Genomic DNA, 22,173 nt, shown 5'->3' with positions numbered 1-22,173 from the left:
TCAGACCCGGGTTCGGGCCGCCTCGAAGCGGGTTTCACCGGTGTCAGCATTGAGCTGCCGGATTTCCCTGGGGGCGCCCTCACTGTCCAGCCTTACCTCGCCAATACCCGACCGGTTCCAGAGCCTTTCTCCGTGGCTGCGCCCCGAAGGCAGCCGGGGGTAGATTCGCATTCGACGGCGCTTGGTAAACCAGTTCAGCGGTGACCGGGCGGCATACAGCCAGCGGTTCAGCCGGTCGAGCCAGTCCAGCAGGCGGTCGGGGAATTCATTGCGTATCCCGGAGCTGGTGATTTGCCAGATGCGGGGCGTCTCAGGATGGTGGCGCAGGCGGATATCATAGGCAAAGGAATAGTGCACGTCCCCGGAAAGGATAACGAAATTGTCGGGGGTGCCGCTGTGGCGAAAGATATTGAGCAGGACATTGGCCGCTCCCCGGTGGGCCATCCAGTTCTCGGCGTCGACCGTCAGGGGTCTGCCAAACCAGGTGAACACCTTCTGGATAACCTCGATCAGCTTGACCCCGAACATCGGCGCGGGTGAGACCACAATCACGGAATGCTGGTCCAGCAATTCGTGCTGGAAATCCGTGAGAGCTTCCCAGTCCATCAACCCGGATGGGCGGGAGCGAGTGATTTCACTGCGCCAGCGACGGGTCCGGGTGTCCAGTACCACTATCTTCGGAACGGTGGACAGGGTGTAGTGCCAGTTATTGAACGCCAGTAACTCTGTAATCAGCTGGTCCTGGGGCTGACGATTGAGTACGCCATCTCCACGGCGCTCAACGTCCAGCACCGGATGCAGCTTGCGGATCAGCGGCTCTACCCGCTCCGGGGCGTTGCCCCACCCCTGGCAGACCAGGTAGGCCATCAGGGCATTGCCGATGATCCGCCGGGAAAAGGGGTGTTCGTAGGCTGTACTCTCCCACAGGGCGGAGAGGTTCCAGTCGTCGGTAATATCGTGGTCGTCGAAGATCATGTACACAGGTACGCTTGCCAGCGCCCTGGCCGCCGATTCCAGGCCGTCACGGAAGTGCCGGATGTGCTCTGCTTCCTGCTGGTAACGGTGCTGCAGGGAATCATCGAGCTGCGGACCATCGTCTGTGACCCAGCGCCATGGAACAGGGGACCAGACCAGCAGGTACATGGCGATGACTTCCGCAAAGGAGATCAGGTGGTTGCCCGCGCTGGCGGTGGTAAAGACCGGCTTGCGAACCCCGCCGAAGAACTTTTCCACGAGGGCTTCGCTGGAGTGGGACTGGGGAAGTAGCTCATCCCGCCGGTAAAAGCTCTTTTGATGGGAAAAGAGCTGCTCGCTGTGGTTTACGTCAGCACCTTCAATTTCCTCCTGGAACAGGCCCAACGTGCGGATGACGCACTGAATCGCATGCAGCATCGGGCCGGCCACGTCATCCGCATACACCTGGTCACCGGACAGCATCAGCAGGGCGGGGTAGCCGCTGGCGTCTTGGGCGCTGGCAAGTTCCCGGTCAACCCGGCACAGTCCGTCCGCTGCGGGGTGGTGCGGGCGCCGGCAGGAGCCATGCAGCAAACGGTCGATGGTCGTCTTGAGGACAAAGCGGGGCGCCGGCTGGCCAGGCTGGCACAGGTGGGGCGCCCACTGGCGGGTGAACTGCCAGGGTGTATCTGTGCCGTTCCTGTCTCGCACACCAAGGTCATAGTGCAGGAAGCAGGCTTCAGGTAATGGCTCGCTCAGGATGATCTCGAGAAGCCATAGGGTCGCGTGGGCGCCAATGGGAATCTCGGTGATTTCCTTCGCCATGACAGCACGATCTGTCAGGCAGTGTTGTTTTGCGTCGGTGACCCGCAGCCTGAAGGTCAGGTCCGGCTTTGCGGCGAGCCACAGACACAATCGTCGGGGTTCTGCCCGGCGCAGGATGGGGCCGGCGTAGACCGGAACCTGTTCGTGCAGGTCGAAACCTCGAGCTTGTTCCGCCAAGATGTGTGGTTTCCTTTATTTGGTCAGGATGATCGACTGTTGAGTGTCCCTGCGGCGAGCGCGGACTGCAAGGGCAAAGACAGTGACAGTCGTTCAGGGAGATCAGTCGACAATTTGTCGTGAAGACTGTGAAAAGCTGTCAAAAATAAACCTCAGCGTTTTACTCAGGAAATAAACAGGCTAATCTTTCCTGATGGGCAATGACTAACATTACAAGAATGCCCTGAGTGGGGAGGCGCGGATGGCTGAAGACAGTTTTGGTGAGGCTCTGCTGAGTAATCTGCAGGAGTTTCTGGACTCCTCGCCGGATTGTTTGCTGGTCAGCGACTTCAATACCCATCGTTACCTGTACGTTAACGAAACCACCTGCACGATGACCGGTTATAGTCGCCATGAGCTGCTGGAGATGGAAGCGTCTGCGCTGACCCTTCAGGATCGTGACCTTGTCTCCGAGATTTATCAGAAAGCCCGTGATGCAGGCGACGAAGGTTTTACCGATGAGCCCCGGCTTATGGAAAGCAAGGACCGTTCGCGAAGGGGCTGGTGGGAGCCGCATTTCCGCTACACCGTCGTTCAGGGCAGGGAAGTCGTGGTTATTGTGTCCCGGGAAGTCACTCCCCAGGTTCTTGCTGAAAGAGCGGCACTGCGCGCCAAGAGAATCTATGCCGCCTTGAGTGCTACCAACGAAGCGATCATTCGCAGTTCTTCTCCTGATGAACTTTTCCAGGCGGTATGTGACGCCGCGATCGAAAGCGGTGGTATGACCACGGCGGTCGTCCTGATGCCGGAACCCGGCTCTGATCAGCTAATACCGAGGGCCATGGCCGGGTTTGGTAGAGACGTCACACAAAATGTGGTCATCTCTACCGACCCCGGAAGACCTGAAGGGCAGGGGTTAAACGGCAGAGCGTTTCGCAGTGGTCAACCGCAGGTGACGGATGATTTTCTGAAGGATGAGCGCACCCGTTTCTGGCACAGCACGGTGCGAACAAAAACCCGCATGAAGTCAGCGGCTGCTGTTCCGATTCTGAGGAATGGCCGATCTATCGGGACCTTGCACCTGTGTTCCCGTGAACGCAACGCCTTTGACGAAGAAATCATCGGGTTGCTGGTACGAATGGCGGACAACGTATCTTATGCCCTGCAAACGTTCGAGAAGGAAGAGGAACGCCGCCAGGCTGAAGAGCGAGCCCACTACCTGGCAACCCACTGTAGCCTCACAGGCCTCCCCAACCGCAATCTGCTGGCGGATCTCCTTGAGCAGGCCATTGCGTCAGTGGACCGCACAGGACACAAACCGGCGATCATGTTTATCGACCTGGACCACTTCAAGGAAGTGAATGACACCTGGGGACATGACACCGGTGACCGGGTGCTGGAACTGGTGGCCAGCCGGTTACGGAGTGTGTTGCGGGATCACGATGTACTGGCCCGGTTGGGCGGGGACGAATTTGTGGTGCTGGTTCAGAACATTGACCGGCCAGCCCATGCTGTACGTGTCGCGGAAAAGCTGCTGGAAGCGTCAAGTGCGCCGATAAAGGTGGATGGTCACGCGTTCGAGATCACGTTCAGTATCGGCATCAGCCTGTACCCGGATCATGGCTGTCGGCAACAGGATCTGATGAAAGCGGCGGATCTGGCCATGTATGTTGCCAAGGACAAGGGCAAGAATACCTGGGCCATTTCCGGGGATGGCGCCCAGAGCAGGATAAGCTGCGTGGATGAGCCGGCCTGAAACCAGGCCGGCTCAGGGTTTCGGGATCAGTCGTCGTCCCGCTCGACCTTGAACGGACTGAGGCTGCTATTGCGGAACTCCACTTCCAGTTCGCGGCCATTGCTGTCCTCGCCCTCGATTTCAACCCGACCGCCGGAGCGTACTTCCAGCTCTTCGATGTATTGCATACCTTCGCTGCTGGCGGCATCCAGGTAGCTCCGGATATCATCGGCGGAGAGTCCTGAGGCTTGGCCCTGACGTTTACGACGCTTCTCTCGTTCGATAGTGCCGTCAGTGGATAACTCCAGTTCGACGTACCACTCGTTATCAACCCAGCCTTCGACTTCAAACGGGTCATCCCGGTCATCATCGAATTCGAGGTTGGTGAACTGGGTAATGCCATAATCACTGCCAGCGTTCAGGACGGTCTCGGCGTCGTCAAGGGAGCCCTTGGCAAAGGCCAGCGGAGAGGCTGCCAGGGTGCCGGCCAGCGTGAGTGCTATCATCTTTTTCATAGTAAGCTCCTTGTTCGTACACAGGGTGTTTTCATCGGAGGGGCGGGGTGATTTCCGCCAACCTGGGTGCAGATTAAGGGAGGCGGTCTTGCAGGAGCATGATGGTGCCGTTCATGTTGCGTTCATCCGGGCTTTGTCAGAATCATGGTTATGACCCGCTACAGTTTTTATATCATTCGCTCCTTTATCCGGGCATCAGCACGGCTTGTTTTAGCCGCCTTCGTGCTGGCTGTTGTTGCCAGTCCTGTCGCCATTGCAGACGACGATGAAGACTGGCAACGCCTCCATCGGGAGGTTGAGGCTGGCAGGATCAAGCCCCTCGGGGAGATCCTGGAGAGCCTTTCCAGGGACTGGATCGGGGACGTGATCGACGTGGAGATCGAGGATGACGACGGTGCCATCATCTATGAGATCGAACTATTGGGTCCTGATGGACAGGTGGCCGAGTTCGAGATCGACGCCCGTACCGGGGAAGTATTGGAAGTCGAAGGGCGTAACCTCAGGACTATGGAGCGTCGATGAAAATCCTGCTGGTAGAAGATGACAAAGCATTGGCGGAAGGGCTTGCTACCTCGTTACGGGATGCGGGCCTGTTGGTGGAGGTCGCAGCGGATGGCCGTACGGCGGATTTCCAGGTCAGTACCGAGCGCTATGATGCCGTGGTGTTGGACCTGGGGCTGCCGGATGGCAATGGAACCCAGTGGCTTTCGGGCTGGCGGGAGCAGGGTATCGACTTGCCGGTACTTATCCTGACAGCACGGGAGCGCTGGTCTGACAAGGCCGCGGGATTTTCCGCAGGTGCCGACGACTATGTCACCAAGCCCTTTGAAACAGCCGAGATACTGTTCCGGTTGCGTGCCCTTGTTCGTCGGGCCCATGGTCATGCCCACCCGGTCATCCGTGTTGGCGACATTGCCCTGGATACCCATGCCGCCCAGGTTACCCGGTCAGGTATGCCGGTCGCCCTGACCGCCCAGGAGTTCCGGCTTCTGTCGCACCTGATCCATGCCGCGCCACGGGTGGTGAGCCGTACGGAGTTGTCGGAGCATGTCTATGATGGCGACCAGGAGCCGGATTCCAATGTTATCGATGTCCAGGTGAGCCGGCTTCGTCGCAAGCTTGGTAGCAGTACGATTGAAACCATTCGGGGGCAGGGCTACCGCATGGCAGGGGGAGAACCTGCCTGATGCTTCCCGGTGTGAGGCAGTGGCGGGTTGCGACCCGAATGGTGGTATCGGCATTGGTTCTGATGCTCCTGGTGCTGCCCATCGCGGGGGGTGTTCTGGCCTGGAACTTTCGCGAGGCAGTGAATACGTCCTTCAATGACCGGCTTGAATCCCTGTTGGATATTGTCATTGCCGGAACCGTCTATGTTCCCGCATCGGATCGCCTGGCGATGGAGCGGGAGCTTGGTGATGCCCGTTTTACCCGGGTCTATTCCGGCTGGTACTGGCAGGTAAGGGACCAGGATGACCGGGTTACTACCTCCCGCTCCCTTTGGGACCTGCGTCTGCCGGTGCCGCAGGCGGGCGGGCTGTCCTTTCAGGAAACGTCCGGACCGCAGGGGCAGGCGCTAAGAGTCGTCTCCCGGCAGGTACGGCTGGCCAACGCACCCTCTACCGTGCAGGTGTCGGTGGCCGCTGACCTGTCCGGGGTTAACCAGGAGGTCGATCGTTTTGAAGCGCTGCTTGCCGGGTCCCTGGCGACTCTCGGTGTATTGCTGCTGGCAATGGTATGGATGCAGGTCCACTGGGGCCTGAGGCCGCTGCGACGGCTGGAACAGAGCCTGGGGCGGGTAGAGGCAGGCCAGCAACAATTACTGGACACGGACCTGCCAGAAGAGCTCGCGCGGCTGGCACAGGCAATTAACCTGGTTCTTGAGCGGGATCAGCGACTGATCGAGCGGGGGCGGGCAACGGCAGGTAACCTGGCCCATGCCCTGAAAACCCCGGTTTCCGTGTTGCAGACACTGAGCGAGCGCTTGCCCCAGGATCAGCAAGGCGCATTCCAGGCCGAACTGCAACGCCTGAATGAAGCTGTTCGCCACCACCTGGCCAGGGCTTCTGCCGCCGGGCCTGCGGGTCTCGGTGGCGCGGTCAATGTGGAAGAGGCCCTGGAGCCGGTCCTGGCGGCACTCAGGACCCTGGCCTCTCGCCGCGGACTGGCGTTCGAGTCCGTACTGAGCGAGGCCAGGCCGGTAAGAGTCGAGCGGCAGGATCTGCAGGAACTCGCCGGCAACCTGCTGGAAAATGCGATCAACTGGGCCGAAAGCCGGGTGCGACTGAGCGTGGAAGACGCCGGCACCACAGGGTGTCAGTTACAGGTAGAGGATGATGGCCCGGGCATGTCAGAAGAGCAATGCAACCAGGCCCTGGCCCGGGGGGTGCGCCTCGACGAAACCCGCCCGGGTTCGGGCCTCGGCCTGGCAATTGTCGGGGACCTAGTGGCCCTGTATGGGGGCAGTCTGACCCTGGGCCGCTCGCCCCTCGGTGGATTGCGGGTGACGGTTTCCATTCCCGGAGAATGAGGGCCCCTGGCTGGTTGAAGCCGTGTCAGTGATCTTCCGCTTCCCAGGGTGGGCAGTGGTACTCGTCCACTATCGTGCCCTCGTCCACGCTTTCAAGGTGCACCTCAAAGCCCCATAGCCGGTGAACATGCCGAAGTACTTCCTCGGCATCCTCGCCGCCCAGCGGCACCCGGTCTACCGGGATGTGCCGCAGGGTCAGTGACCGGTCACCGCGTACATCCACATTCCACACCTGGATATTGGGCTCCCGGTAACTGAGGTTGTACTGACGGGCCAGCTTCTCCCGCAGTGGCCGGTATCCGGGATCATCGTGAATGGCGGTGACCCGGTAGACCTCTTCCTGGTCATCGTTCTGGATGGCGAAGAACTTCATATCGCGCATGACCTTCGGCGACAGGAACTGCTGGATAAAGCTCTCATCCTTGAAGTTGCGCATGGCGAAGTGAACCGTTTCCAGCCAGTCACCCCCGGCAATATCCGGGAACCACTCCCGGTCCTCTTCGGTAGGGTTCTCACACATCCGACGTAGGTCCGAGAAGATATTGAAACCCAGGGTGTAGGGGTTGATGCCGGAGTACCAGGGGCTGTTGAACGGGGGCTGATAGACCACGGCCGTATGGCTCTGCAGGAACTCCAGCATGAAACCGTCGGTGACCAGGCCCTTCTCATACATGCGATGCAGCAGGGTGTAGTGCCAGAACGAAGCCCAGCCCTCGTTCATCACCTGGGTCTGGCGCTGGGGATAGAAGTACTGTCCCAGCTTGCGCACGATGCGGATGATTTCCCGTTGCCAGGTTTCCAGTAGCGGGGCGTTCTTCTCGATGAAGTAGAGGATGTTTTCCTGGGGCTCGGAGGGGTAGCGCTGCTTGCGCCGGGCCTTGTCCTCTTCTGTTTCGTCAGGCCTTGGGATGGTGCGCCACAGATCATTGAGCTGGCGTTGCAGGTATTCCTCCCGGTCCTTCTGGCGGCGCCGTTCCTCGGCTGCAGAAATCGGAGCAGGGCGTTTGTAGCGGTCCACTCCATAGTTCATCAGCGCATGGCAGGAGTCGAGGATCTCCTCCACCGCCTCCACGCCGTGGCGTTCCTCACACTCGGCCACGTAGTTTCTGGCGAACACCAGGTAGTCGATAATGGCGCTGGCATCCGTCCAGGTGCGGAACAGGTAATTGCCCTTGAAGAAGGAGTTGTGGCCGTAGCAGGCGTGGGCGATGACCAGGGCCTGCATGGGCAGGGTGTTTTCCTCCATCAGGTAAGCAATGCAGGGGTTGGAGTTGATCACGATTTCGTAGGCCAGCCCCATTTGCCCCCGCTGGTAGCCCTTGGATGTGTTCAGGAACTGCTTGCCAAAGGACCAGTGGTGGTAGCCCACGGGCATACCCACGGAGCTGTAGGCGTCCATCATCTGCTCGGCGCTGATCACCTCGATCTGGTTGGGGTAGGTGTCCAGGCCGAACTCTTCGGCGCACCTGGCGATTTCGTCGTCGTACTGCTGGATCAGCTCAAAGGTCCATTCGGAGCCGGTGGAAATGGGCTCCCGCCTGGCTGGTGCTGAATCCGGCAGGTTGGGGCGGTCGATAATGTCAGTCATGCGGCTTTCCTCTCGAACAGCTGGCGGAACACCGGGTAGATTTCGCCCGGGTCGGCGATCTGCTGCATGGCAAAGCTTTGCGGGAAACGCTCCATGATCTTCTCGTACTCGTACCACAGCATCTGGTGATCCTGGGGGGTGATCTCCACATAGGCGTAGTACTGCACCAGGGGGATAATCCGGTCGGCCAGGATCTTGCCGCAGATGGGAGAATCATCGTTCCAGTTATCACCGTCTGATGCCTGGGCGGCGTAGATGTTCCACTCATCCGGGGAATAGCGGGATTCGATGATCTTGTGCATCAGCTTCAGCGCACTGGAGACGATGGTGCCCCCGGTTTCCCGGCTGTAGAAGAACTCTTCCTCGTCCACCTCCTTGGCGCTGGTATGGTGGCGGATGAAAACCACGTCGATCTTCTTGTAGTTCTTCTTCAGGAACAGGTACAGCAGGATAAAGAAGCGCTTGGCAATGTCCTTGTGAGTCTGGGTCATGGACCCGGAGACATCCATCAGACAGAACATGACGGCGCTGGTGGCGGGTTTCGGCTTCTTGATGTGCTGCCGGTAGCGGAGATCGATTTCGTCGATGAAGGGGATCCGGCGCACATTGGCCTTGAGCCTGGCGATTTCGGCTTCCAGTGCCTCGATCTGGTCCACGTGGCTGAAGGCCGGGTCCAGGTCATCCGGGGCCGTCTTCAGGGCCGCCAGCTGTTCTTCCAGTTCCCGTATCTTCTTGCGTCGGGCACCACCCAGGCCCAGGCGCCGGGCGTGGGCGCCGCGAAGGGAACGCACCACATCCAGCTTGGCGGGTACACCCTGGGTAGTGAAGCCGGACCGGTGATACGTGAAGGCCTCGGTGTCCTTGAGTTTCTTGCGGGCCAGGTTGGGCAGTTCCAGGTCATCGAACAGGAAGTCGAGGAACTCGTCCTGGGTGATCTGGAAGGCGAATTCGTCCATGCCTTCGCCGTCAGGGCTGGCCTGCCCTGAGCCGGAACCACCGCCGCCGCCACCTTCCGGCTTGGGGATTTCATCACCGGCAACAAACTCCTGGTTCCCCGGGTGGACCACCTCGCGCTTGCCGCCCTGGCCGTGGTGGAAGGTCGGTTCATGGATATCCCGGGAGGGAATGCTCACGCTTTCCCCCCGCTCGATATCAGTGATAGAGCGCTTGTGTACCGCATCTGCCACGGCTTTCTTGATGTGCTGGCGATAGCGGCGCAGGAACCGTTCCCGGTTCACCGCGCTCTTGTTCTTGCCGTTAAGACGGCGATCAACGATGTGGGTCATGCCCATAGTGCAACTCCTCCAGGCCAGAAAACGGTTAATGCGACTTTCTGACTCTGAGGTACCACTCTGCCAGCAGCCGGACCTGTTTCTCGGTGTAGCCACGGTCCACCATCCGCTCCACAAACTGCTTGTGCTTCTTCTGGTCTTCCTGGCTGGCCTTCGGATTGAAGGAAATCACCGGCAGCAGGTCTTCGGTGTTGGAGAACATCTTCTTCTCGATCACGCTGCGCAGTTTTTCGTAGCTGAGCCAGGAGGGATTTTCCCCCTGGTTGTTGGCCCGGGCCCGCAGCACGAAGTTGACCACCTCGTTGCGGAAGTCCTTCGGGTTGCTGATGCCGGCAGGCTTTTCGATCTTTTCCAGTTCGTCGTTGATGGCCGACCTGTCCAGGATTTCGCCCGTTTCGGGATCCCGGAACTCCTGGTCCTGGATCCACAGGTCGGCATAGGTCACGTAGCGGTCGAACAGGTTCTGGCCATATTCGCTGTAGCTTTCCAGGTAGGCGGTCTGGATTTCCTTGCCGATAAACTGCACATAGTGGGGCGCCAGGAACTCCTTGATAAAGCGCAGATAACGCTCCTGGACTTCCGCCGGGAACTGCTCCTGCTCGATCTGTTTTTCCAGCACATAGAGCAGGTGTACCGGGTTGGCCGCTACCTCGGTGGTGTCGAAGTTGAACACCTTCGACAGGATCTTGAATGCAAAGCGCGTGGACAGCCCGTCCATACCCTCGTTGACGCCGGCAGAATCCCGGTACTCCTGGATCGACTTGGCCTTGGGGTCGGTATCCTTGATGTTCTGTCCGTCATAAACCTTCATTTTCGAGAAGATGCTGGAATTTTCCGGTTCCTTGATGCGGGACAGCACCGAGAACTGGGCCAGCATATCCAGGGTGTCCGGGGCGCAGGGGGCGCCGGACAGTGAGCTGTGCTTGAGCAGCTTCCGGTAGATTTCGATTTCCTCGGTGACCCGCACGCAGTAGGGCACCTTGACGATGTAGACCCGGTCGAGGAAGGCCTCGTTGTGCTTGTTGTTGCGGAAGGTCTGCCACTCGGACTCGTTGGAGTGGGCCAGGATGATGCCGTCAAAGGGCACCGAGCCCATGCCTTCAGTGGTGTTGTAGTTGCCTTCCTGGGTGGCGGTCAACAACGGGTGCAGCACCTTGATGGGCGCCTTGAACATCTCGACGAATTCCATCAGCCCCTGGTTGGCCTTGCACAGGCCGCCGCTGAAGCTATAGGCGTCCGGATCGTCCTGGGAGAAGTCCTCCAGCATGCGGATATTGACCTTGCCCACCAGGGCCGAGATGTCCTGGTTGTTGTCGTCACCGGGTTCGGTCTTGGATACGGCCACCTGGTCCAGTACCGACGGATATTTCTTCACCACCCGGAACTGGCTGATATCGCCACCGTATTCGTGCAGGCGCTTGACGGCCCAGGGAGACATGATCGGCTTGAGGTAGCGCTGGGGAATGCCGTATTCCTCTTCCAGGATCTGGCCGTCTTCGAGTGGATCAAACAAGCCCAGGGGCGACTCGTTCACCGGCGAGCCCTTGATGGCGTAGAAGGGCACCTTCTGCATCAGGAACTTGAGCTTCTCTGCCAGGGAGGACTTGCCGCCCCCCACTGGGCCCAGCAGGTAGAGAATCTGCTTCTTCTCTTCCAGGCCCTGGGCTGCATGGCGGAAGAAGGACACGATGTTTTCCACCGCCTCTTCCATGCCATAGAACTCGGAGAATTCCGGGTATCGCTTGATAACCTTGTTGGAAAAGATGCGCGACAGGCGCGGGTCTCTGGATGTGTCGATAAATTCTGGTTCGCCGATCGCCAGCAGCATGCGCTCGGCTGCGGTGGCATAGGCGGCTGGATCGTTCTTGCAGATCTCCAGGTATTCCTCCAGGGAGTACTCTTCTTCCTGGGTCTGGTCATACCGGTCTTTGAAGTGTTGCAGAATGCTCATGGGTGACCCTCGCTTGCTAATGATTCTTCGACTACACGCAAAATTCCCCGTTGTTGGACGCCGCGGGCGGGCGTTTGTGGTTATGGTTGGATGGAAGTCATGAACGCTGTTGGCCGGATATACGACGGAATCCAGGTCCCGGTTTCCGGCGGGCCCTGTTCCGGGCCCTTTCAGTTTCAGCTTAGTCCAGCTTTCAAGCTTTGCAGCTTTGACAGGACAAAATATTGTAGGTTCGTGACAGCAAGCGAAAACTTGTGAGGTGGGCAACGGAAGGGTTGTGAAAGGCGACGAATATGGCCGGTGAGAGGCTAACGGCGATGCAGGCACCGCCGTCAGCAGGGAAGGGCTCAGCCTGCCGGACGTCCCTGGTCCGGAGCCTGGTAGTCACAGACGCCCTGTGGGTAGATCTCTTCCAGGCGTTCAATCTCGCCGGCGCTGAAGCTGACGTCGCCGTAGGTGCCGTCGGCAAGCGCCTCGCTCACCGGCTTCAGGCTGCATTTGAAAATGCTGCCTTCGATCGGGCCACCGGCCTCGATCCGCGAGGTGGTATAGGTCTGGAATTGTTCGGTGCACTCGCCGGCGGCGTTGTCATCCAGGATCCCATTCCAGACGTCGTCCCCGGCCTCGATCAGTGAACCGTCGGTATTGAAACAGGCGTCCACGGCTTCCGCGGGCCGGTTTTCGGCAATGCTCCTGTCGGGATTTTGCTGGATGTTGGTGATCCAGTCATGGAGTACCTCCAGTGCCATCCAGGTCTGGTTGTATTCCTCCAGCGGCTCCGGTTCCGATGGATCCGAAAGGTCCGTGGGACGGGTATCGGTGAACCAGATAACCTGGTTGCCAGCATCCCCCATGCGGTTGATGATGCGCTGGCGGGCGGAGAAGGACTGGTGGCTGTTATGCATGTCCAGTACTTCCTCCAGGTAATGGCGCCAGTCGATGACCGGCATGTTGAGCTCACCATCAAACACCAGGCCCGATGTGTAGGCTGCGTTGATGGCCTCGATATCCGCTTCGGTGCGGGGCGCCGGGGTGACGCCGTCCGGACTGAGCATCATGTTGCGGCGGCTCCAGGGGTCGAAGTTGGCTGGGGTGAAATCACCCAGGTAGGGGAAGCCCTCCTGCACCATGTCATTGGGGTGTTTCCAGCCGCCAATCCGGGCGTTCAGCTTCAGGAACTCTGCCGTGGTGATGTTGCCTTCCACCAGTGCATTGAGTCCGTACTGCACGCCCACGTTGTCATACACGGTACGGGGGTTGCCGTTTTCGTCCAGGCCGTAGATATTGCGGGCGTCGTCATAGTGGGTCCACTGGACGTCATTCATCACTCCGGGTGGCTGCATCAGCTCCTGGTTGCGGGCCTGGCCATAGTTGGGGTTGAGCACCAGGGCCGTCAGACCCCGCCACGCGGGTATGCATTCGGTCATGCCCGGGGCAGTTCCGTAACCCAGGGCTCGCTTGGCGTCAGCAAACGGGTCCAGGTAGTTGTCGGTCGCGTTAAGGCCTACCAGCCAGCTGCGATTGCTTGTGTTCCACCACTTCGGGTTGTCGCCGTCGGTCACGTCCATGTAGTGCTCCAGCAGTTCACAGTCCCCGATGTGAATGACCTGGGTGATCATGTCCGGGTAGGAATACTGGGGTACACCGCCGTCGAGCAGGTCCGGGTGGTTCTGGGAGTAGACATACTGTTGGATACCGCCGCCGGAGCCGCCAATGGCCACGGTATAGTCTGGCACTCCGAAGCGCTTGATGAAGTGTTCCTTCACCATCAAGGCGGTTTCACCGCCCACCTGCAGGTTGTAGTGGCTGCTGGTGCGGGTGCCGGTGGAGTAAATCACCGCATAGCCTTTTTTCAGCACCTCTGGCTCCAGCGAGCGGCCGCTGATGCGCCCCTGACTGTGGCCGATGGCGACGCCCCCTTCGAAATGGAATAGCAGGCGTCCGTTCCAGTTTCCGGTGGAGGCTTCCCAGGGCTCATCTCCTGGCTGGGCCAGGGTGGCAAAGCTGTAGATAAAGCGGTTAATGGTGCCCCGCTCCTGCCGGACGATAAAGTCCACGGTACGGCCGTCCGTCAGGGTGGTGGTGGCCATGTCGGCAGGGCGGGAACCATCGTCGGGCAGGGGCGCCCAGCCGCCGTCTGTGGTGCGGTAGATAAAGGTGACATAGGGTTCGATGGAGCAGTCCTTGCTCAGGCCAACCTGGCTGCCGGATTCATCCAGCACCGGAAAGCCGGTATCGCCGTCGGTATCCACCAGCGGCTGCTTGCCCAGTTCCGTGGTGACGGTGCAGACGAACGGATATTGCTGCGGACCGGAGAAGATCGGCCCGGTGATCGGGTGCGCGGTCAGCTCGACAGAAGCCAGCGGTCCCTGCCGGCGATGGTGCAGCTCAAGCTGATTGTCGCCCTCTATCAGCCCGGAAACCAGAACCTCATGGCCATCGCGGCCGGCACGGATTTCCGGCTCTATAGGCTGGCCGTTCAGCCAGAATTCCAGTTGCCGCAGGCGCGACTTCACGGCAGGCATGGACTTGATGGGGCGATCCTTGAACAACACCTGTACCAGTACATCGTCACCGGACACCTGGTCCGGGGCGCTGGAAAGTACCTTCAGGTCATAGTGGGGGTTGGCTGCATGGCCTGTGGCAGCGAGCCCTGCCAGGAACAGCAGGGCGATCAGGGGCTGAAGCACTCGGTTTGAAAGCATGGTAAAGATCCCTCTTTGTAAGTTTTTGTTACAGGGGTGCCTTCACCAGCATGGTCAAACATGTACAAAAAACAAACGGGCGGAACGGGAAAGACGTTAATTATCAACCGAGGTTCCTGGTCAGGGGCGAGTAATCCACTGAAAAATCGTGGAAAGTTCCCAGACAACGGTTTTAGTATTTTTTGAGATAAAAGACGCTCTCAGTAGCACCGTTTTGCAGGCCCCGGCGCTTGGCAAACGGGTTATCCCGGGCCATTTCCCTGGTGAGGACGTGGTTGATTTCGTAATCCTCGCCATAGAGGTTGTGGACTTCCTCATCGCTGACATTGAACGGCGGCCCCTTCATCTCGTTACTGTCGTAGTCGAGGGTAATCAGCAGTATATGGGTGCCGTCGGGGATGACCGTCGTGAGGTGGTTAACGTAGTCCGTGCGCATCTCCGGGGGCAGGGCGATCAGTGCCGCCCGGTCATAAACCATGCGAATATGGGTCAGGTCTTCTGGCACCAGCTGAAAGAAGTCGCCGCACCAGAGTTCCAGGTCGTCATGGCGAAATCGGGTAAACGGCTCCCCGGGGTGAACCTTTGCTTTTTCCTTTGCTTCCTCGAAGAAGTCCTTGCAGGCAACGTCACTGAGTTCGACCCCAATAACCGGGTGTCCCCGATCGTGTAGCCACCACATATCATGGGCCTTGCCACAAAGGGGGACGAACACGGCATCGGTGCGGTCACCCGCAAACTCCGGCCAGTGGTCATGGAGGTACTTGTTGACCGAACCTTCATGGAAACCGATTTCGCCCTTTGCCCAGCGTGTGTGCCAGAATTCATGTTCCATGCCGCATATCCTCTTGGTGATTCCGGTATCTTCCGAGCATAAAACAGGAGTTATAACAGTGAAAGCTGTATTCCTTGATGCCAGCACCCTGGGCAGCGACGTGTCCCTTGAGCCGATCAAGGCGGTGACCGGACCCTTGACCTGTCACCCCCGCACCACACCTGAGCAGGTGACGGAACGTTTGCAGGGGTTCGATACGGTGCTGGTTAACAAGGTCGTTCTGGGCCGTGAGCACTTTGAGGCCTGTCCAGAGCTTAACACCATCGCGGTGGTCGCCACGGGCCTGAATAACATCGACCTGGAGGCGGCGAGGGACCATGACATCGAGGTACTTAACGTCACCCGTTATGGCCGGTCAACCGTGGCCCAGCACACCATGGCCCTGATTCTTGCGCTAGCGACCCGGCTACTGGACTACGACCGGGATGTGCGCCAGGGTCGATGGGCGCAGAGTAATATGTTTTGCCTGATGGACCACCCCATCATGGAGCTGGAGGGCAAGACCCTTGGCATCATCGGCTATGGTGACCTTGGGCAGGGCGTGGCGGAGCGGGCCCGTGCGTTTGGCATGGACATCCTGCTGGGCTGTCGTCCCGGCCAGGAGCCCGGCGAAGTGGATGGTCATCGCCGCATTCCGCTGGAGGAGTTGCTGCCTCGTGTGGATGTGCTGTCGCTGCATTGCCTGCTTACGGACGAAACCCGGAACCTTGTTGGGGCCTCCGAATTGAGCAAAATGAAAAGCTCTTCGCTGTTGATCAATACCAGTCGTGGCGGCCTTGTGGATGAACAGGCCCTGGCCGACGCACTCCGCGCGGGCACCATTGGCGGTGCCGGATTCGATGTGCTCACCGAAGAGCCACCGCGCAACGGCAACCCGTTGCTGGCGGATGATATCCCCAACCTGATTATCACGCCCCATTCTGCCTGGGCGAGCCGGGAAGCCCGGCAAAGGATCGTGGAGATAACTGCGAGGAATCTGACTGGTATTGAGGGGGCGAAGTGATGCTAGTAGATTTCGCTCAGGCAACATTTTCAGCCATACTCATTATAGTTATCTGAAAACAGTGGTATTCCTTGGTTCGTCGGCAGTGATGTTCAGGCCGGCCAGGAGGAATGCACCAGGCATCCACTAAGGACGTTGCGTGGCTTCATTCCAGTTCAAAGAGCGTTTCAACGCCGCCGAGCGGTGGATACTGTCCAATCCAAACCCGCCTGAGAAATGGCCCTGGACCTGGTTGTACAAGGCAGGCCGGATTACCTATGCGGTGGCGCGGGATATCCTTAGTGGTCAGTTGACCCTCCACGCCATGAGCCTTGTCTACACCACCCTGCTCAGTATCGTGCCGCTGCTGGCGCTGAGCTTCTCGGTGCTCAAGGCCATGGGGGTGCACGAGCGCATTGAACCGTTCCTGTATCAGTTCTTCCAGCCTTTGGGCGAGCAGGGTACGGAGGTCGCCGAGCAGATTCTCAGTTTCGTGGACAATATGAAGGTGGGCGTACTTGGATCGGTGGGCCTGGCGATGCTGGTCTACACCGTCATCGCGCTGGTACAGAAGATCGAGCGCTCCTTCAATATGATCTGGCGGGTGCCGGAGATGCGCTCCCTGGCGCAACGATTCAGCAACTATCTGAGCGTGATCATGATCGGTCCGTTGCTGATGGTTTCCGCTATCGGGATCACCGCGACGATCTTGTCCTCGGCGTTTGTGCAGCGTCTGGTCGAGATCGAACCGTTTGGTACCGCCATCGTTTCGGCCAGCCGGATGACGCCCTTCCTGCTGGTGGTGGCGGCATTTACCTTCGTCTACATCTTTATCCCCAACACCCGGGTGAAACTGCGGTATGCGTTTATCGGCGGCTTGATTGCCGGCGTCACCTGGCAGGCTGCCGGCATGGTCTTCGCGTCCTTCGTGGCGGGGTCCACGCGCTATGCGGCTATTTACTCAAGTTTCGCTATCGGCATCATTCTGCTTATCTGGATCTATATCAACTGGATGATCCTGCTGGCGGGCTCAAGCATTTCCTTCTATTTGCAGAATCCCGGAAACGTCTCCAAGGGTCGTGATGTAGACCCCTCTCCCGAATTGCAGGAGAAAGTGGCGCTGGTGCTGATGTGGCGAGTCTGCAAGCCCTTCAGCGAAGGACGTCCCGCGCCTCAGCAGGAAACCCTGGAGCATGAGATGCGGGTTCCCGGTGAGATCACCCGCCGCATTTCCGACAAGCTGATTCGTAAGGGATTGCTGAACCTCGCGGGTGCTTCCGGTGATTACCTGGTGCCCGGGCGTGCCCTGGAACTGATCCGTGTTGGTGATGTCCTGGCGGCGGTACGAGAAGACGAGGAGGGGGTGTTGGAGAGGCTTCCAGATGTGCTGCCCCCCGAGATGTACCCAACGGTCAGTGCCGACCAGACCAGGACCTTCGCCGAGCTGTTACGGCCTGCTGCTCCTTCAACGGCTGGAGAGCCCCTCGGCGAGAAAGCGTGACAGCATCTGGCGGACCTTTTCCAGCTGTCGTGGTTCCAGGGACATCAGGGCCTGCAGTTCCTCGTCGGCCAGGTTACGCTGGTGGGCGTCCCGCAGGACCTCCCGGGTCCCCAGGGTGATGCCTTCAGTCAGCGGGGCGTCGCCTTCGCCGGGGACGGGGCGCTCTGCCGCAAGCAAAAGGGCATGGTATCGGGGGGGCAGGTTCCAGGCCCTGGCTACCTTCTGGGCAGTCGCCCAGGCGAACCGGTCTATGGCCTCATAGTACATCTGTGGTGTGGCCTGCTGGTCGGGGTAGCGTCGCCGGATAATGGACTGTACTTCCCGTCGCAGGGTGAGGTAGGAGAGCGCGGGCAGCAGCCCGGCCATGAAATAGCTGGTGCTCTCTTCCTTGCGGTTCAGTGCAATCAGTTCGGCAGCCCGGGCGCAGCTCAGGCCCCAGCGCCAGACCCGCTGGGTAAAGGTGGATTCGGTGGAGTTGCGAGCTGCCAGCATGGGGCGCATAACCGAGGCCGAAACGACATTACGAATGCCATCAAGGCCCAGCAGGAAGACCGCCTGGTCAACCGTTTCCACGATCTGGTCGCCGGCCTTGAAAAAGGGACTGTTGGCTACCTGCAGCACCTGGTCAGTCAGCGCGGCATCACTGAGAATAATGCCCGAGACATCTTTCCGGGTGGTCGACTCACTTCCCAGGGTTCGCATCAGGATCGGCAGTGTCAAGGGTTGCCTGGGCAGCTCTTCCAGGCGATTTTGATCCAGCCGATTTTCGATTTCCCGCAGGATCTTGCCGGTGAACGGCGAGGGTGTGCCCAGTTGTCTCGGGCTGCAGTCCAGCAACCAGCAGAACAGGTGATCGTCCAGGCGGTCCCTGGGCTCGCGGCTCTGGTCGGCGTGCGGATCTCCTTGCGGCAGTTTGGCAGAGGATACCCTGGCGTTGCTGTCAGCTCTGTAATCCGTGGCACCGTGGCCCTGGAACAGCCTGGCTCTTATCCAGGAAAAAAGACCTGGCATCCGGTGCTTCTCCTTGAAGATATCTGGATTTTCGGGAAGTTACCGACCCGAATTTTGCTGTCGCAGTATAGTACAGTCACACAACCGGTGCCTGCTACCTGGACGAATGGTTGCAGGCTCATTCCCGGAAGTCGCCCCATAGCCACTGGCATAGGGTAATGGCTGCCACAGGGGCGGTTTCGGTGCGCAGCACCCTCGGCCCCATCGCAGTCGGATGGAAGCCCTGCTCCTGGGCCATGGCAATCTCTGCCGCAGACAGCCCGCCCTCCGGGCCAACCAGTAGCGCGATACCCTGGGCAGGCGGGTGTAGCTGGTCCAGTGCCTGCTCGGTCCGGTGGTGCAGCACCAGCCGCAGGTCACAGTCACGGCTCTGTTCGAACCAGTCGCTCAGGGACGCAAGCGGGGCAATGGTGGGTACCGTAGCGCGCCCGCACTGTTCGGCGGCACTGATCGCCACCTGCTGCCAATGGCGGATGCGCTTGTCTTCCCGGTCGCCCTTGAGGCGGACGTCGCATCGCTCGCTGGTCAGGGGCACGATGGTATCCACCCCCAGTTCAGTGCTCTTCTGAACGGCATAATCCATCCGGTCGCCCTTTGATATCACCTGGCCGAGTACTATCTTCAGGCGAGGCTCGCAGGCACTGGGTTCTTGCCGAAGCACCTTTGCAGTGACCTGCTTCTTGCCAACCTCGTCGAGTTCGGACGGGTAGTTATTGCCATCGCCGTTGAACAGCACCAGCGGCTGGCCAGGCTGCATCCGCAGCACCTTGCCCACATGGTGGGCGGCGTTATCATCGAGGATTACCTTCTGTCCCGCCTGCAAGGGCGCGCTGGTGTGGATTCTGGGATTACGCACAGAGTGAACCTGCCTGGAACGGATACAAGGGCGTCAGGTTACCGAAAACCCGGGCCCTTGCGCCAGTCAGTTACGTCATGGTCAGTCGCGAACGGCGAAGTCGATGCCCTCGGTGGCCACCTGTGCCAGGTGTCGAATCTGCTCCTCAGTGATCACGTAGGGGGGCATGAAGTAAAGCACGTTACCCAGCGGGCGCAGCAGGGCTTCCCGGGTAAGCGAGTGCTGATAGACCCGGATGCCCCGACGCTCCTGCCAGGGGAAGGGCTCCTTGGATTTGCGGTCCTTGACCATTTCAATGGCCATGGTCATGCCGTGCTGGCGGATGTCACCTACGTTGGGATGGTCCGCGAGGTGAGCGACAGACTCCGTCATGCAGCGGGACAGGGCTTTGTTGGCATTGATCACATCGTCATCCCGGAAGATATCCAGGGTCGCCAGGGCGACGGCGCAGCCGATGGGGTTGCCGGTATAGCTATGGCTATGGAGAAAGGCCCGCATGGTTTCGTAGTCGTCGTAGAACGCGTTATACACATTGTCCGTGGTCAGTACGACCGACAGGGGCAGGTAACCGGCGGTTAGCCCCTTGGACAGGCACATGAAGTCCGGGGTAATGCCGGACTGTTCACAGGCGAACAGGGTGCCGGTGCGGCCGAAGCCGACGGCGATTTCATCGGCGATCAGGTGCACGCCGTAACGGTCGCAGGCTTCCCGCAATTTGGTGTGGTAGATGGGGTGGTGCATGCGCATGCCGCCGGCGCACTGGATCAGTGGTTCGACAACCACCGCGCAGATCTCGTCATGCTTTTCGGCCAGCAGTTTGTCCATGGCTTCGAACTGGCGCAGTGCATACTCTTCGTCGGTCTCACCCGGCTCCTTGTTGTAGGCATCGGGGGAGGGTGCAGTGAGTACTTCCATCAGCAACGGCTGGTAAGTGTCCTTGTAGAGCGCTACGTCGCCAAGGGCCAGGGCGCCGAGTGTTTCGCCGTGGTAGCTGTTGGACAGGTTGACGAAGTTCTTCTTGCCGGGCTTACCGTGGTTTTTCCAGTAGTGGTAGCTCATTTTCAGGGCCGCCTCGATGGCGGATGAGCCGTTGTCGGCATAGAAGCATTTGTTCAGTCCTTCCGGCGTGACTTCAATCAGCCTTTCGGAGAGCTCCACCACTGGCTCATGGCTGAAGCCGGCGAGGATGACGTGCTCCAGCTTCTCGATCTGGTCGCGGATGGCGCCGTTGATGCGGGGGTTGGCGTGGCCGAACAGGTTGACCCACCAGGAGCTGACGGCGTCGATATACCGGTTGCCTTCGAAGTCTTCCAGCCAGACGCCTTCGCCTTTCTTGATGGGGATCAGCGGCAGGGATTCGTGGTCCTTCATCTGGGTACAGGGGTGCCAGACGGATTTCAGGTCACGGGCGACCAGGTCGGCATTGCGCATGTTTGGCTCCGGTTCTGTTTGCTTATGGGTGGGTTTGCTCTGTTAACCAAACTGGATAATACAGTTAACAGCCGTTTGTAGGAAGGCTTTGGTTCTTGACCAGTGGCTTCGTGCTCCGACTGATTGGTTTGGCCGAAGACTGGCAGGGTCGGGGGCCGGACGTATGGTGTAGGGGGAATTTTTCCACCGCAATTCAGGGGCCATCCCTGGCACCCGCCTTGCTCCGCGCCATCCATGGCGCTGTTACAAAATTCCCCCTACACCATACATCCGACGGGCCTTTTCGATAACGCGACTGGAGTTAACCGAACTTCTGTGGGGGTTACTGCCAAGCTGAAGGTTGGCGGGGTTGGGGTAAAAAGAACGCCATAGCGGCGGTTTAGTGAGGCAACTCCATCGTATGATCGGAACGGGGGTGGGGGGAGGCTTTCGCAGCAGCGCCATGGATGGCGCGGTGCAAGGTCGGTCCAGGGACGGGCCGTGAATTGCAGCGGAGAAAGCCTCCCCCCGCCACCGGTCCAGCCCCCGAATCCAGAACTCAGACATCGACCAGACAACAGAGTCAGTGCTTCAGAACCCGCGAAAGAAAAGATTGGGTCCGTTCGTTCTGAGGGTTATCAAACACATCCTCAGGCTTGCCTTCCTCCACAACCTGACCCTCGTGGATATAGATCACCCGGTCAGCCACCTCCCGGGCGAAGCCCATCTCATGGGTCACCACCATCATCGTCATACCTTCCTTGGCCAGCTCCCGCATGACATCGAGAACCTCCCCGATCATCTCCGGGTCCAGGGCGGAGGTCGGTTCATCGAACAGCATTAGCCGGGGCTCCATCGCCAAGGCCCGGGCGATGGCCACCCGTTGCTGCTGGCCACCGGAAAGCTGGCTGGGGTATTTCTTGGCCTGGTCAGCAATACCGACCCGTTGCAGCAGCCGTTCTGCCGTCCCGTTGGCCACCACCTGGGGCGTTTTCTTGACCTTCATCGGCGCCAGCATGATGTTCTTCTTCACCGTCAGGTGGGGGAACAGGTTGAACTGCTGAAACACCATGCCGACTTCCTTGCGGATCTCGGTCAGGGATTTCTGGTTGCCACCCTTGGGCGCCAGCGGGTGGCCATCCACCTCCAGCTTGCCGGACTCGAAGGGTTCCAGGCCGTTCACACAACGGATCAGGGTCGACTTGCCGGAACCACTGGCGCCGATAATCACCACCACTTCGCCAGCTTCCACCGTGAGGTCGATGTCCTTCAGCACATGGAGCTTGCCGAAGTACTTGTTCATACCCTGCATTTTGACTATCTGACTCATGCT

At 59.4% G+C, this 22,173-nt stretch carries 17 protein-coding genes; 6 read left to right on the top strand and 11 right to left on the bottom strand.

The annotated features are described in order from the left end of the window. Positions 1-1,956, bottom strand: coding sequence for an alkaline phosphatase D family protein (locus tag LJ360_RS15330; RefSeq protein ID WP_264994429.1), 1,956 nt, complete (start codon positions 1,954-1,956; stop codon positions 1-3). 241 nt (positions 1,957-2,197) lie between these two features. Between LJ360_RS15330 and LJ360_RS15325 the strand changes: the two genes are divergently transcribed. Beyond that, positions 2,198-3,691, top strand: coding sequence for a diguanylate cyclase domain-containing protein (locus tag LJ360_RS15325; RefSeq protein ID WP_091850003.1), 1,494 nt, complete (start codon positions 2,198-2,200; stop codon positions 3,689-3,691). Positions 3,692-3,717: 26 nt separating this feature from the next. On the opposite strand, the gene LJ360_RS15320 is transcribed toward LJ360_RS15325, so the two are convergent. Continuing rightward, positions 3,718-4,185, bottom strand: coding sequence for a hypothetical protein (locus LJ360_RS15320; protein WP_091850001.1), 468 nt, complete (start codon positions 4,183-4,185; stop codon positions 3,718-3,720). 150 nt (positions 4,186-4,335) lie between these two features. Here LJ360_RS15320 and LJ360_RS15315 point away from each other — a divergent pair, with 150 nt between their 5' ends. From LJ360_RS15315 to LJ360_RS15305, 3 genes are read left to right on the top strand one after another with little or no spacing between them, the layout of a single operon-like run. Beyond that, complete coding sequence (locus LJ360_RS15315; protein WP_091850195.1) at positions 4,336-4,707, top strand: PepSY domain-containing protein; 372 nt, start codon at positions 4,336-4,338, stop codon at positions 4,705-4,707. After that, positions 4,704-5,372 (top strand): response regulator transcription factor, encoded by a 669-nt coding sequence (locus LJ360_RS15310; RefSeq protein ID WP_091849999.1) that lies wholly within the window; start codon positions 4,704-4,706, stop codon positions 5,370-5,372. The genes LJ360_RS15315 and LJ360_RS15310 overlap by 4 nt, the downstream gene beginning before the upstream one ends. Further along, the gene (locus LJ360_RS15305; RefSeq protein ID WP_091849997.1) at positions 5,372-6,712 is read left to right on the top strand and encodes a sensor histidine kinase; all 1,341 of its coding nucleotides are present in this window, start codon (positions 5,372-5,374) and stop codon (positions 6,710-6,712) included. Before LJ360_RS15310 ends, LJ360_RS15305 begins: the two co-directional genes overlap by 1 nt. Positions 6,713-6,737: 25 nt before the next feature. On the opposite strand, the gene LJ360_RS15300 is transcribed toward LJ360_RS15305, so the two are convergent. The 5 genes from LJ360_RS15300 to tmpT all read right to left on the bottom strand — a co-directional run bounded on the left by LJ360_RS15300 (position 6,738) and on the right by tmpT (position 15,080). After that, positions 6,738-8,300, bottom strand: a complete 1,563-nt coding sequence (locus tag LJ360_RS15300; RefSeq protein WP_091849995.1) for a SpoVR family protein — start codon at positions 8,298-8,300, stop codon at positions 6,738-6,740. Continuing rightward, positions 8,297-9,586, bottom strand: a complete 1,290-nt coding sequence (locus LJ360_RS15295) for a YeaH/YhbH family protein (protein ID WP_245742527.1) — start codon at positions 9,584-9,586, stop codon at positions 8,297-8,299. Before LJ360_RS15295 ends, LJ360_RS15300 begins: the two co-directional genes overlap by 4 nt. A 34-nt stretch (positions 9,587-9,620) precedes the next feature. Beyond that, positions 9,621-11,543, bottom strand: a complete 1,923-nt coding sequence (locus LJ360_RS15290; RefSeq protein WP_091849991.1) for a PrkA family serine protein kinase — start codon at positions 11,541-11,543, stop codon at positions 9,621-9,623. Positions 11,544-11,890: 347 nt separating this feature from the next. After that, complete coding sequence (locus LJ360_RS15285; protein ID WP_091849988.1) at positions 11,891-14,248, bottom strand: DUF6351 family protein; 2,358 nt, start codon at positions 14,246-14,248, stop codon at positions 11,891-11,893. 172 nt (positions 14,249-14,420) lie between these two features. Further along, on the bottom strand, positions 14,421-15,080 hold the full coding sequence (tmpT, locus tag LJ360_RS15280) for a thiopurine S-methyltransferase (RefSeq protein ID WP_091849986.1): 660 nt from the start codon (positions 15,078-15,080) through the stop codon (positions 14,421-14,423). Between the two features lie 58 nt (positions 15,081-15,138). On the opposite strand from tmpT, the gene LJ360_RS15275 reads away from it, so the two are divergent. Together LJ360_RS15275 and LJ360_RS15270 are read left to right on the top strand one after the other, a co-directional pair. Further along, positions 15,139-16,083, top strand: coding sequence for a D-2-hydroxyacid dehydrogenase (locus tag LJ360_RS15275; RefSeq protein ID WP_091849984.1), 945 nt, complete (start codon positions 15,139-15,141; stop codon positions 16,081-16,083). A 139-nt stretch (positions 16,084-16,222) separates the two neighbouring features. Further along, positions 16,223-17,563: a YihY/virulence factor BrkB family protein gene (locus LJ360_RS15270; RefSeq protein WP_091849982.1), complete on the top strand. Its 1,341-nt coding sequence runs from the start codon at positions 16,223-16,225 to the stop codon at positions 17,561-17,563. Here LJ360_RS15270 and LJ360_RS15265 read toward each other — a convergent pair. The 4 genes from LJ360_RS15265 to LJ360_RS15250 all read right to left on the bottom strand — a co-directional run bounded on the left by LJ360_RS15265 (position 17,528) and on the right by LJ360_RS15250 (position 22,170). Next, a complete protein-coding gene (locus LJ360_RS15265) occupies positions 17,528-18,574 on the bottom strand; it encodes an HDOD domain-containing protein (RefSeq protein WP_091849980.1) in 1,047 nt (348 codons plus the stop codon). The genes LJ360_RS15270 and LJ360_RS15265 overlap by 36 nt on opposite strands. Before the next feature lie 118 nt (positions 18,575-18,692). Beyond that, positions 18,693-19,430 (bottom strand): 16S rRNA (uracil(1498)-N(3))-methyltransferase, encoded by a 738-nt coding sequence (locus LJ360_RS15260; RefSeq protein ID WP_091849979.1) that lies wholly within the window; start codon positions 19,428-19,430, stop codon positions 18,693-18,695. A gap of 81 nt (positions 19,431-19,511) precedes the next feature. Then, the gene (locus tag LJ360_RS15255; protein ID WP_091849977.1) at positions 19,512-20,861 is read right to left on the bottom strand and encodes an adenosylmethionine--8-amino-7-oxononanoate transaminase; all 1,350 of its coding nucleotides are present in this window, start codon (positions 20,859-20,861) and stop codon (positions 19,512-19,514) included. Positions 20,862-21,423: 562 nt separating this feature from the next. After that, positions 21,424-22,170: an amino acid ABC transporter ATP-binding protein gene (locus LJ360_RS15250; RefSeq protein ID WP_091849975.1), complete on the bottom strand. Its 747-nt coding sequence runs from the start codon at positions 22,168-22,170 to the stop codon at positions 21,424-21,426. Positions 22,171-22,173: the final 3 nt, after the last annotated feature.

Origin of the sequence: Marinobacter sp. AN1 (assembly GCF_026013985.1) — a bacterium.
Classification (GTDB): domain Bacteria; phylum Pseudomonadota; class Gammaproteobacteria; order Pseudomonadales; family Oleiphilaceae; genus Marinobacter; species Marinobacter segnicrescens.
The sequence above is the reverse complement of the archived record's forward strand: the minus strand, read 5'-3'. Positions and strand labels throughout refer to the sequence as shown.

Coding starts and splice junctions, on each gene's coding strand:
- LJ360_RS15325 (WP_091850003.1), top strand. CDS start 2,198: ATGGCTGAAGACAGTTTTGGTGAGGCTCTGCTGAGTAATCTGCAGGAG.
- LJ360_RS15320 (WP_091850001.1), bottom strand. CDS start 4,185: ATGAAAAAGATGATAGCACTCACGCTGGCCGGCACCCTGGCAGCCTCT.
- LJ360_RS15315 (WP_091850195.1), top strand. CDS start 4,336: ATGACCCGCTACAGTTTTTATATCATTCGCTCCTTTATCCGGGCATCA.
- LJ360_RS15310 (WP_091849999.1), top strand. CDS start 4,704: ATGAAAATCCTGCTGGTAGAAGATGACAAAGCATTGGCGGAAGGGCTT.
- LJ360_RS15305 (WP_091849997.1), top strand. CDS start 5,372: ATGCTTCCCGGTGTGAGGCAGTGGCGGGTTGCGACCCGAATGGTGGTA.
- LJ360_RS15300 (WP_091849995.1), bottom strand. CDS start 8,300: ATGACTGACATTATCGACCGCCCCAACCTGCCGGATTCAGCACCAGCC.
- LJ360_RS15295 (WP_245742527.1), bottom strand. CDS start 9,586: ATGACCCACATCGTTGATCGCCGTCTTAACGGCAAGAACAAGAGCGCG.
- LJ360_RS15290 (WP_091849991.1), bottom strand. CDS start 11,543: ATGAGCATTCTGCAACACTTCAAAGACCGGTATGACCAGACCCAGGAA.
- LJ360_RS15285 (WP_091849988.1), bottom strand. CDS start 14,248: ATGCTTTCAAACCGAGTGCTTCAGCCCCTGATCGCCCTGCTGTTCCTG.
- tmpT (WP_091849986.1), bottom strand. CDS start 15,080: ATGGAACATGAATTCTGGCACACACGCTGGGCAAAGGGCGAAATCGGT.
- LJ360_RS15265 (WP_091849980.1), bottom strand. CDS start 18,574: ATGCCAGGTCTTTTTTCCTGGATAAGAGCCAGGCTGTTCCAGGGCCAC.
- LJ360_RS15255 (WP_091849977.1), bottom strand. CDS start 20,861: ATGCGCAATGCCGACCTGGTCGCCCGTGACCTGAAATCCGTCTGGCAC.
- LJ360_RS15250 (WP_091849975.1), bottom strand. CDS start 22,170: ATGAGTCAGATAGTCAAAATGCAGGGTATGAACAAGTACTTCGGCAAG.